The organism is Aeromonas sp. LsrichE-8G (genome assembly GCF_022869435.1).
GTDB lineage: Bacteria > Pseudomonadota > Gammaproteobacteria > Enterobacterales > Aeromonadaceae > Aeromonas > Aeromonas caviae.
This window is the reverse complement of sequence record NZ_JALIHH010000208.1, coordinates 1-554: the sequence shown is the minus strand read 5'-3', so window position 1 is coordinate 554 and position 554 is coordinate 1. Positions and strand designations below refer to the sequence as shown.

The following is a 554-nucleotide window of genomic DNA, read 5'->3' as shown; positions in this document are numbered from 1 at the left end:
ACGGGTGAGGTCCGTCAGGCACAAGTCTTTGTCGCCGTGCTCGGTGCGTCCAACTACACCTTTGCCGAGGCCACCTGGTCACAGTCACTGCCGGACTGGCTGCAAAGCCATGTCCGTGCCTTTGAGTTTTTCGGCGGGACACCGGCACTGCTGATCCCCGACAACCTCAAGAGCGGTGTCAGCAAGGCTTGCCGATACGATCCCGAGCTCAACCCCAGCTACCAGCAGTTGGCCGAGCACTATCAGGTGGCGGTGATGCCAGCTCGTCCTTACAAGCCCAAGGACAAGGCCAAGGCGGAGGTGGGTGTGCAGATCGTCGAGCGCTGGATCCTGGCCCGTCTACGCCATCAGACCTTCTTCTCGCTTGCCGAACTCAACCAGTGCATCCGTGCCTTGCTGAACGAACTCAACGAGCGTCCGTTCAAGCAACTGCCCGGTAACCGACGTGACGCATTTGAGCAGTTGGACCGCCCGGCACTGGGACCACTGCCGGTGCATCCCTATCGCTATGTCGCCATCAAAACGGTCAAGGTCAACATCGACTATCACGTCAG

1 protein-coding gene is annotated in these 554 nt (G+C 59.7%); it reads left to right on the top strand.

Translation table 11 applies throughout. The annotated features are described in order from the left end of the window. The coding region (istA, locus tag MUW49_RS18725) for an IS21 family transposase (protein ID WP_139242793.1) at nucleotides 1-554 on the top strand (554 nt) is incomplete at both ends.